The organism is Pseudomonas sp. Snoq117.2 (genome assembly GCF_900110545.1).
Classification (GTDB): Bacteria; Pseudomonadota; Gammaproteobacteria; order Pseudomonadales; family Pseudomonadaceae; genus Chryseomonas; species Chryseomonas benzopyrenica.
Map to the genome: position 1 here is coordinate 1 of NZ_FOED01000037.1, position 5,540 is coordinate 5,540.

Sequence of the window (5,540 nt, forward strand, 5' to 3'; positions counted from 1 at the left end):
CGATGACTCGATGGTCACCGCCATGCGGCGTGCAGCCTGCGGGTTGTGTTCAGCGATGAAGCCGATGATGTCGGCGAGGTCTTCGCGCGCCGATGCGCGCCATTCGATGGAAAGCATGTGGTGGGTATCCAGTCGTAATGGCTCTAGTGAGCCGTCACGACCGTCTAGCCGCACGTTTTATTTCTGCCGCCCGGATGATGGATTCCATGTCCGCCATCACCTGATCGTGCGGGACGTTCGGGCGCGTATCGGCCAAGGACGCCTGGACCTTGGCGCGGAACCAGCGGTCGTACGCTTCGGCCTCTTCGACCGTGGCGAATTCCGATTCGATGGGGGACAAGGTAGTAGGCATGTCGTCCGGGATGCTATGGGCTACAGGTCGACCAACCATTGGCTGTGTCGCCCTGGCTCCCTCAACGCCGAAGCGGCGCGAGACTCAAAAATCCCTTTCGGGAACACGGTCAGTATAAGGGTTAAGCATCGGAGGCTTTTAAATGCACTTCAAATACGTCGTTTATAAGATCACTTTTCCTAACGGGAAAATCTACGTCGGCAAGGATGAGGGCGGCTTAGGCCACTCGTTGCGCTATTTCGGCAGCTGGGACAACGCCTTAGTCGCGCAAGATTTCAGCAAAGCCGAGCTCTCCGACTTGACCTTGCGTAAGCAGATTCTTTTCGAATCTGAAAGCAAGGAAGAGGTACGTCGCATGGAGAGCGAGTTCATTCGATCGCTTCGAAGCAGTGACCCTGTTATTGGATACAACCGGACGCACCTAGCAAGGAAGGAAGGAGGGAAGGAACCAAGGTCTATTTTTTAGTCCACCACCATCGCCGTTTGGCTGGGACATGCTCCAAAAGTCGCAGGGACTGTCGCAGGTCGGCCAGGTTGGCGTTCTGCGCTTCGACCTGTGCCTTGAGGACGGCGTTTTCGGCCTGCAAGGTAGCCAGCAGTGCTACGACATCGGATGGGACATTGGGTGCGTCAGGCTGCGACACTGACGCATGCGACAGCGCAGGGGCAGGGTGCGACAGTTCCCCGAAAACCCTTACCAGTTCTGATGTGTCGATTCCGCTGCGCCCTGCGTCACGCTGCGACAGCGAGATGCGCCCATCTGAGACATAGCGCTGGATCGTCTTGCGACTCCTGCCGGCCAGTCTGGCGGCTTCGGAAATCGACACTATCGCCATAGCTCAGTCCTTCGGGAGCGGGCGTAGGCCCGTTTTCGTGCCCCACGCAGCGGCCCAGCGGGTGGCCTGCTCTTTCTCGGCGTGGGTCTTCGCCCGGATTTGGCGATCTACGGCGAGACCCAAGCGGTGCAACGCATAGGCGCGGCGTTGGTGTATGTCGCGACGCATAGTCATGGGAGTTCCATCTCCTGTTGATCGGGCGGGTCAATGTCCTCATTGCCCACTAGCAAGCGCTCGCCTTCCATGAGTTGAGGCACGGTCTGCAGTTCCTTGCTTTCCTCGATGAGGGTGTCCACCGGAACGGCCTGTTCTGTCTCAGCAACAATGATTTCGGCATTGAAAGCGGCGAATCGGCCGCCTCGTTTTCCTTGCCACGCTACCTGGCTATTGATGATGTAGACGTTCGATTTGCCGGACTTGAGTATCTGGATGAATTTGGCCTCTGCGAGGGCCGCGATAGCCGTTTTGGCTGTTCTATCAGCGATGCCCATGGCTTGGGCCATCGCCGCGTAACTCATGACGACGCCGTTCGTCCCTCGGTTCAGCCGGGACGTGAGGAAGTGTAGAACGGCTAACCCTGTAGGGTTCTTCAGGCCGAATTGCCACATCTTCTGATGCGCTCTCTTATCGACCTGAAGCCAGCCTTGAACATGACCGCGCGAGTCATCCTCTGGAAGCGTTAGATTGGTCATTTTGAATCACTACAGATGTTTTTTGGTGCACTCAGAATACCATTGAAATTCCAAAACCGTGCTGTTTTGACTGCAAAAGTGTCGTCAGATTGCACAACGTTGTGCAATCTGCTGCACAGGTTAAAAATCGCTGTATTCCTTTACTGGCAAGGCTTTGAACCACATTTCACAGAATGTTTGGCCTTTTTAATATGTTGGTGTGGCTTTTGACTTCAGGCCCCCAGAGGGGGCATGAACGCCGCCTCCCGGCGGCTGGACGGCCCCCAGGGGGGTCCGCAAGCGCTTCTGGCGCACCGGTCTAGGCGCTAAAGCGCCAAGACCCGGATAAATCGCGCCAGACGGCCTACGGCCGCCCGCCGCTCAACCGGGTGCCTGTGGGCACCGGGCGAAACCTTCCAGCGGTTTGCGCGCCTCCTATGGCTTGCAGAAGGGTGGGTTCGGGCACGTATGTGCAATTTGGGCGAGCGGAGCGAGTCACGCCGTAGGCTCAACGCCGCGAGGGGCCCTGTGGGCAGGCGGGGGGCAAGTCCGAAGGGACTTGTCCCCGGCTGTCCACGGGGACGCGGGTGTACCGCGTAGGTCTTTCGTCGTAGGCCTTTGGTCCTACGACGCATGTATCAGCGGAAAGCATGAGCATTGGCGCGCGCATCGAACAGAGCGTGATGTTCCCCACCATGCTCAGCCACATACGCCGCCAAGCGCGCCGCGTCGACCTTCATGGCGATATTTTCGTGGCGCCATCCAGCTGGGAGGCCTCCGCCCAGCGTTTGCTCCAGCAGATCGTAATCGCCCTGGTAGTCATAGGACAGCACGGGCTTAGGCTTGCTGGGTACGGCCTCAAACCATGCGCGCAGCTCGTCGCGAAGCTGCTGAAGCGGTATCGAGCGCCCCAAAAACTGTCCCAGCTGGGGCAGAACCACGGTTTTCGTGAAGTCGCTGCACGCGTTCTGGTCGAAATCGGTCCGTTCCGCGTAAAACTCGCGTCCATCCTCGCCCACGATGCCGATGCTGATGAGGTGGCAGTCTTCGAAGCTCGTGAACTCGGTATCGAGGAAATAGCGGGTTTTCCAAGGACTGCGTGGCCTCTGAGCGCTCATTCGCCTGATTCCTGTCGGCCAAGCTGAACCAGGCGGTGATGCAGCGCGATCTTGTCGCCGGTGGCTGGGGCAATGTCCCCTTCGCGCCAGTCCGGCATCGACACCTGACCATGCCGGATGCCCGCGGCAAACAGCCATTCCGCCATCTGTTTCGGGTCGCTGGTCACGAAGGTTTCGCCGGTCGCCACCACAGTCCCCACCAGCTCGTCCTTGGGGTAGTCATAGACGACTCGGGCTCGGCAAAGGCTCTCGCTCATAGCGGGATCGTCAGTTTTCCCTGCTGGTCCGGCGCGTCGGCGGTCTGCCACAAAACCTCGGCCACTGCCCTCGAATTAGCGCCCAGGCCGGTGAAGCCACACGCGGGGCATCGCACGAAGAACTGGTCGGCAAGGCGCTCATAGCCAAAGCGGGGCTTCGGCCAATGGCATTTCGGGCACGCTTTCATGGTTTTTTGTCCATGCTGTTGATGCGTTGAACGGCGCGAGTCACATGGTCCGCAATTTCATCCTGGCTTGTCCGCACAGGCCGATCGTTGGGATTTTCCATGCCGCTGAAGCGAGGCTGGGGCGGGACGGGCTTCTCTTCTTTCCCCTGCGCTTCGAACTCTGCCCACAGCGCTGATTGCTCGGTCAGAAACGTCCGGTCTGCCGGTTTCAGGACCCGGATAGCTTCCCTGAGCATGGTGCGCAAATGAGTATTTTTTTGCGCCGCTTCGAGGAGCGCCACGCCCACCAGAAGCTTGGTCCGGTCGTCCTGCTTGCGACGCTTTGATTTTTCGGCGGATTCCGCGCGCCTGATGCGCTGCTCCACTGCCTTTGCGCGCTCCAGCAAAGCGCGCTGTTGTGCCTTGAGCTTGTCGAGCCGCTGTTGTTTGCTTTCTACGGTTTCTGACACTTTTACCTCGCTGGTACGGTTGTTCTGTGTGAGCAGTATAAGGGCGATTGCCTGCGGTGCGCGAGCGGTGGTACGCTTCTCTTCCGTGAAGAGAAGCGCGATTCCTCGTTTCTCTTCGAGAAACGATCGCGGCAAGGGCGATGCCCCTGCACCCCAACATCAAAACCGTCGCGCGCTCATGGCGAATGTGCATTGCTCCGTGAAAAACGGTCGCGCTGGCAAAGGCGCGGCGCATGCCCTATATGTGCAGGGCGAAGGCCGCTATGCATCGCGCGACGATGTGGCGTATGTCGAGCATGACAATATGCCCGACTTCGCCGCCACCGATCCGCTCGCTTTCTGGAAGGCAGCGGACGCGAATGAACGGGCGAACGGTCGCGCCTATACCGAGATTGAGTTTTCGGTTCCGCGCGAGCTAGCCGGGCGGGATGACCAGATTCGCTTTGCCCGCCAGATGGCCTACGGCATCGTGGGTGTTCACCACCCCTACACGCTTGCCATGCACGACACCAAAGCCGCCGATGGCGGGCGAAACGTGCATGTTCATCTGATGTTCTCGGAGCGCGCGCTTGACGGTATCGAGCGCGGCCCGGAACAGTTCTTCAGGCGCGCAAACAAGGCAAATCCAGAAAAAGGTGGTGCGGCGAAGAATCGGGCGATGAATGCCCGTTCGTTCGTGGCTGACACGCGGGAGCGGTACGAACAGACAGTGAACCGGACGCTTGAAAAAAACGGGTACGAACAGCGTATCAACATGGCGCGAAATCCCCGCTTTGAGCCGGAGCCAAAGCTGGGACCGGTGCATGCGCGTGCGGGGCGCGACGAGCGGCGCGAGGCGCGAGTGGAGCGCGTGCGCGAGATACGCGCGGGCCGCAGCGAATGGCAGCGTCTGACGGAGGTTCACGCGACCACGCGCAGCGAGATCATCGACCTGTCGGGCGATATCCGGACCGCCCTCGAGGAGCGCACGCGACAGATGATGCAGGCTGCGGCCAAAGTACCTGCCTCTCCGCGTGAAGCGCTGGCCCGCTTCCGGGCGGGGCGCGCCGCGGAGGCGGCCACGCGGCAGGGATTGGAGCCTGCGAGTACGCCGGCGCCGAGTGAGGACGAGCTGCGCGCGCGCGATGCTTCTGCCGTGCGGGCGGAGCTGGCAGGGAAAGGTTATACGACCGTGCAGACGCCCAAGCCGGGACAGCCCTACCCCGGCACCATCCTGCTGGTAACGGACTTCCACGTCGCACAGCACGCGGGCCGGGACTGGGCCACGCTGCATGACCGACGCCAGCTACTGCGTCCGTATGAGGTGGGCGAGAGCCCGCGTATCCAGTACGGCCAGGATGGACAGGAGCGCGTCCAGACGGCCAGCGTCAAGCGACGTGGGCCGGGGCTAGGCTAACGCGGCGTCACTCGTCCCGTTTCGGGTACTGCTGGCGGGCGTGCACCACAGCGACGACCTCAATTACCGTCGAGGTGACGCGGTAGACCACGATGTAGTTCGGATGGGCAACGATTTCGTGCGTGCCAGGCTCGCGCCCGGCACGGAACAGGTACGGGTGCTCGGCTGCGGGCAGAACCGATGACTCGATGGTCACCGCCATGCGGCGTGCAGCCTGCGGGTTGTGTTCAGCGATGAAGCCGATGATGTCGGCGAGGTCTTCGCGCGCCGATG

Annotated in this window: 9 protein-coding genes; 2 read left to right on the forward strand and 7 right to left on the reverse strand. The window is 60.6% G+C overall.

What is annotated here, in order from left to right:
* Positions 1-154: 154 nt before the first annotated feature.
* Positions 155-352: a type II toxin-antitoxin system RelB family antitoxin gene (locus BMZ43_RS25750; RefSeq protein ID WP_091810524.1), complete on the reverse strand. Its 198-nt coding sequence runs from the start codon at positions 350-352 to the stop codon at positions 155-157.
* A 142-nt stretch (positions 353-494) separates the two neighbouring features.
* Between BMZ43_RS25750 and BMZ43_RS25755 the strand changes: the two genes are divergently transcribed.
* Positions 495-818, forward strand: coding sequence for a GIY-YIG nuclease family protein (locus BMZ43_RS25755; protein ID WP_091810520.1), 324 nt, complete (start codon positions 495-497; stop codon positions 816-818).
* Here the strand turns inward: BMZ43_RS25755 and BMZ43_RS26365 are convergent.
* From BMZ43_RS26365 to BMZ43_RS26680, 5 genes are all read right to left on the reverse strand, one after another.
* Positions 808-1,188, reverse strand: coding sequence for a DNA-binding protein (locus BMZ43_RS26365; protein ID WP_143048483.1), 381 nt, complete (start codon positions 1,186-1,188; stop codon positions 808-810). The two genes, BMZ43_RS25755 and BMZ43_RS26365, sit on opposite strands and share 11 nt — an antisense overlap.
* 170 nt (positions 1,189-1,358) lie before the next feature.
* Positions 1,359-1,880: a replication/maintenance protein RepL gene (locus BMZ43_RS25760; protein WP_091810518.1), complete on the reverse strand. Its 522-nt coding sequence runs from the start codon at positions 1,878-1,880 to the stop codon at positions 1,359-1,361.
* A 617-nt stretch (positions 1,881-2,497) separates the two neighbouring features.
* On the reverse strand, positions 2,498-2,977 hold the full coding sequence (locus tag BMZ43_RS25765; RefSeq protein ID WP_177205259.1) for a 3'-5' exoribonuclease domain-containing protein: 480 nt from the start codon (positions 2,975-2,977) through the stop codon (positions 2,498-2,500).
* Positions 2,974-3,234 carry a hypothetical protein gene (locus BMZ43_RS26675; RefSeq protein WP_177205258.1) on the reverse strand — a complete coding sequence of 87 codons (261 nt, stop codon included), beginning with the start codon at positions 3,232-3,234 and terminating at the stop codon, positions 2,974-2,976. The genes BMZ43_RS25765 and BMZ43_RS26675 overlap by 4 nt, the downstream gene beginning before the upstream one ends.
* 184 nt (positions 3,235-3,418) lie before the next feature.
* Positions 3,419-4,006: a hypothetical protein gene (locus BMZ43_RS26680; protein ID WP_177344870.1), complete on the reverse strand. Its 588-nt coding sequence runs from the start codon at positions 4,004-4,006 to the stop codon at positions 3,419-3,421.
* Between the two features lie 43 nt (positions 4,007-4,049).
* Between BMZ43_RS26680 and BMZ43_RS25780 the strand changes: the two genes are divergently transcribed.
* The gene (locus BMZ43_RS25780) at positions 4,050-5,267 is read left to right on the forward strand and encodes a MobA/MobL family protein (protein ID WP_177344871.1); all 1,218 of its coding nucleotides are present in this window, start codon (positions 4,050-4,052) and stop codon (positions 5,265-5,267) included.
* Between the two features lie 7 nt (positions 5,268-5,274).
* Here BMZ43_RS25780 and BMZ43_RS25785 read toward each other — a convergent pair.
* A partial coding sequence (locus BMZ43_RS25785; protein WP_093257821.1) for a type II toxin-antitoxin system RelE/ParE family toxin occupies positions 5,275-5,540 on the reverse strand: 266 nt, incomplete at its 5' end.

What these genes read in the sequence shown, in the direction of transcription:
- BMZ43_RS25750 (WP_091810524.1), bottom strand. Translation starts at nt 352, where the DNA reads ATGCCTACTACCTTGTCCCCCATCGAATCGGAATTCGCCACGGTCGAA.
- BMZ43_RS25755 (WP_091810520.1), top strand. Translation starts at nt 495, where the DNA reads ATGCACTTCAAATACGTCGTTTATAAGATCACTTTTCCTAACGGGAAA.
- BMZ43_RS26365 (WP_143048483.1), bottom strand. Translation starts at nt 1,188, where the DNA reads ATGGCGATAGTGTCGATTTCCGAAGCCGCCAGACTGGCCGGCAGGAGT.
- BMZ43_RS25760 (WP_091810518.1), bottom strand. Translation starts at nt 1,880, where the DNA reads ATGACCAATCTAACGCTTCCAGAGGATGACTCGCGCGGTCATGTTCAA.
- BMZ43_RS25765 (WP_177205259.1), bottom strand. Translation starts at nt 2,977, where the DNA reads ATGAGCGCTCAGAGGCCACGCAGTCCTTGGAAAACCCGCTATTTCCTC.
- BMZ43_RS26675 (WP_177205258.1), bottom strand. Translation starts at nt 3,234, where the DNA reads ATGAGCGAGAGCCTTTGCCGAGCCCGAGTCGTCTATGACTACCCCAAG.
- BMZ43_RS25780 (WP_177344871.1), top strand. Translation starts at nt 4,050, where the DNA reads ATGGCGAATGTGCATTGCTCCGTGAAAAACGGTCGCGCTGGCAAAGGC.